Origin of the sequence: Romboutsia sp. MSSM.1001216sp_RTP31141st1_G3_RTP31141_220114 (assembly GCF_039031195.1) — a bacterium.
In the GTDB taxonomy this organism is placed as follows: Bacteria; Bacillota; Clostridia; order Peptostreptococcales; family Peptostreptococcaceae; genus Romboutsia_C; species Romboutsia_C hominis.
The window spans coordinates 1-3,200 of the sequence record NZ_JBCIUO010000045.1; the positions used below are offsets into that span (position 1 = coordinate 1).

The following is a 3,200-nucleotide window of genomic DNA, read 5'->3' on the forward strand; positions in this document are numbered from 1 at the left end:
TCTTAATGGCTCTTCTAATGATTTTCTTATTATCTTAGCACCTAATTGTACTTCACCTTCTAGTGTCTCTATTAACTTATCTACAACTGGTATAACACTTACTAATGCAGTACCACCACCAGCAACTATACCTTCTTCTACAGCCGCTCTTGTAGCGTTAAGTGCATCTTCTATTCTTAATTTTCTTTCTTTCATTTCAACTTCTGTAGCAGCTCCAACCTTTATCACAGCTACTCCACCAGCAAGTTTAGCTAATCTCTCCATTAACTTTTCTGTATCAAATTCAGAAGTAGTTTCTTCTACTTGATGTTTTATTTGATTAACTCTATTTTCTATAGCTACCTTATCACCAAATCCATCTACGATTGTAGTACTTTCTTTAGTAACTTTTACAGAACCAGCTCTACCTAACATAGTTAAGTCAGCTTCTTTTAAGTCATATCCTAATTCGTCAGATATAACAGTTCCTCCTGTAAGTATAGCTATATCTTCAAGCATTGCTTTTCTTCTATCTCCAAATCCTGGAGCTTTAACAGCAACAACCTCAAATGTTCCTCTTAATTTATTAACTACTAATGTAGATAATGCTTCTCCATCTACATCTTCAGCTATTATTAATAACTTCTTACCTTGTTGAACGATTTGCTCAAGAACTGGTAATATGTCTTGTATATTAGATATTTTTCTATCTGTTATTAATATATATGGATCATTTAATACAGCTTCCATCTTATCTACATCTGTTACCATGTAAGCAGATACAAATCCTCTATCAAATTGCATCCCTTCAACAGCATCTAATTCTGTATGCATAGTTTTAGATTCTTCAACTGTTATAACTCCATCTTTTCCTACTATTTCCATAGCTTCTGCTATTAACTTACCAACTTCTTCGTCTCCAGCAGATATAGAAGCAACTTGAGATATAGATTCTTTAGTTTCTATAGTTCTTGATTGTTTCTTTAATTCTTCAACTGCTACTTCAACAGCTTTTTGTATACCTTTTCTTAGTAATACTGGGTTAGCTCCAGCAGTTACGTTCTTTAATCCTTCTCTTATTATAGCTTGAGCAAGTACTGTTGCAGTTGTAGTACCATCTCCAGCTACATCATTAGTCTTAGTGGCAACTTCTTTAACTAATTGAGCTCCCATATTTTCAAATCTATCTTCTAACTCTATTTCCTTAGCTATTGTAACACCATCATTAGTTATAAGAGGTGCACCAAATTTCTTATCTAATATAACATTTCTTCCTTTAGGTCCTAATGTAACCTTAACTGTATCTGCTAATTTGTTAACACCATTTTCTAAAGCTTTTCTTGAATCTTGTGCAAATTTTATTTCTTTAGCCATTTCTATCCCCTCCTATTATTATTCAACTACTGCTAATATTTCACTTTGTCTTAATATTGTGTACTCTTGCCCATCTATTTTAACTTCTGTTCCTGCATATTTTTGGAATAAAACTTTATCTCCAACTTTTAATTCCATAACTATTTCTTTTCCGTCAACTATTCCACCTGGTCCTACTTCTAAAACTTCAGCCATTTGTGGCTTTTCTTTAGCAGCTCCTGGTAAAACTATACCACTTGCAGTTTTTTCTTCTGCTTCTAACATCTTAATAACTACTCTGTCAGCTAATGGTCTTATTTTCATATTTTTCCCTCCTAAATGAATTGTAAATATGTAAAATTTGTTATAAACAAAATAATTGTTATCACTCTTTAGATTAGAGTGCTAACAATTATTATAATATATTAACTTCCCATATTTTTCAATAGTTTTTGTTAAATTTTATAATATAGGTGAAAACAATCTAGCTATTGATTCTCTAACCTTTTTACCTAATTTACGCTTAGAAAATTCATCTAATGTTAACTCTTCGCTATTCTTTAAATCCTCAAAAAAATCTTTACTCATTCTTTCTACAATTTCTTTATCATATATAAATGCATTTATTTCGAAGTTAAGCATAAAACTTCTTAAATCCATATTCGCAGATCCTGTAGATGCTATTTTATCATCTATTATCATTATTTTTGAATGTATAAATCCTTTTGTATATAAATAAACTTTTCCCCCCGAGTTTAATATATCATCAAAGTATGAATAAGAAGCATTATTGACTATTTTATGATCAGCTATCTTCGGAAATACAATTCTTACATCCACTCCACTTAGCGCTGCACTTTTAAGTGCTATAAGTATACTTTCATCTGGTATAAAATAAGGAGTTTCTATATAAATACTTTTTTTAGCTTGGCAAATAGCGCAAAAATAAGCATATCGTATAGATTCCCAATCACTATCAGGTCCACTAGCTATTATTTGAACCATACTATTACCACATCTTTGAGGACTTGGGAAATATTTATCTTCTGTTATTATCTCTTTTGTTGTATAGTACCAATCTGTTAAGAATATCATTTGTAACATATACACTGAGGTTCCTTCTATTTTTATATGGGTATCTCTCCAGTATCCAAACTTTTTATTTTTACCCATATATTCATCACCTATATTTAGGCCGCCAGTGTATCCAATTTTTCCATCTATTATAGCTATCTTTCTATGATTTCTATAATTTAGCTTTCCACCTGTCAATGGAAATTTAGCTGGTAAGAATGCTACTATTTCTATTCCATTTTCCTTCATTTCATTAAAAAACTTTCTGTAAAACCAAAACCTCCAACATCCTACATCGTCATATAATATTCTTATCTTTACACCCTCATTGGATTTTTTGATTAATAAATCTTTTAATTCTCTTCCTATTTCACTATCTTTTATAATGAAGTACTCTAAATGTATATGATTTTTTGCATTTTTTATGTCTTCTAGAAGATTTTTAAATTTTTGATTTCCATCAATATATACACTTACTTTATTATTCGTCGTAAATGGAAGTTTTCCTGTATTAAGTAGTAAACTTATTACCCTTTTTTTGCTATAGTCTTCTATATTTTCATTTAATAATTGATTTGTATTAATTGTACTTTGTTCTGTATTTGCAATTTCTTTTATCCGCTCTAGATTTTCAAATACCTTTTCTTCTCTTATACTACTCGCTAGTTTTTGTGTTTTAAATAATTTCCTCTTCCTCATATTTCTTCCTAATATAGCATATATAACTAAACCTATTCCTGGAAGTAATATAAAAATGAGTAACCATGTAACAGTTCTAGCAGGATCTCTATTCT

3 protein-coding genes are annotated in these 3,200 nt (G+C 30.2%); all 3 read right to left on the bottom strand.

The window, feature by feature from the left end; genetic code table 11:
• A partial coding sequence (gene groL / locus ABCP60_RS15770) for a chaperonin GroEL (protein ID WP_343102170.1) occupies window positions 1–1,353 on the bottom strand: 1,353 nt, incomplete at its 3' end.
• Between the two features lie 18 nt (window positions 1,354–1,371).
• Window positions 1,372–1,656 carry a co-chaperone GroES gene (locus ABCP60_RS15775; RefSeq protein WP_092922004.1) on the bottom strand — a complete coding sequence of 95 codons (285 nt, stop codon included), beginning with the start codon at window positions 1,654–1,656 and terminating at the stop codon, window positions 1,372–1,374.
• Window positions 1,657–1,794: 138 nt separating this feature from the next.
• The coding region (cls, locus tag ABCP60_RS15780) for a cardiolipin synthase (protein ID WP_343102171.1) at window positions 1,795–3,200 on the bottom strand (1,406 nt) is incomplete at its 5' end.